Annotated in this window: 1 protein-coding gene; it reads left to right on the top strand. The window is 70.4% G+C overall.

The features are described from left to right. A partial coding sequence (locus ACLBX9_RS02430; protein ID WP_447717766.1) for an outer membrane protein occupies nucleotides 1-277 on the top strand: 277 nt, incomplete at both ends.

Here is a 277-nt window from a genome sequence, read left to right as displayed (position 1 = left end):
CTACTACGTCACCGACCCGCGCGGCCTCTCCAGCCTCGACTTCTTCGGCACCGTGCGCGGCCGCCTCGGCTACGCCTTCGACCGCACCCTCGTGTACGGCACCGGCGGCTTCGCCTACGGCTCGGGCAGCGCCGACCGCTCCTTCGGCGGCTTTGCCGGCAACGACAGCTTCCGCACCGGATGGGCCGTCGGCGGCGGCATCGAGTACGCCCTGCCCACCGACTCCTTCCTGAACTTCTTCCGCTCCTCGGCCGTCACGCTCAAGGTCGAAGGCCTG

The organism is Methylobacterium sp. A49B (assembly GCF_053346215.1).
Note: the sequence above shows the minus strand (reverse complement) of the source record. Positions and strands in the feature narration are given on the sequence as shown.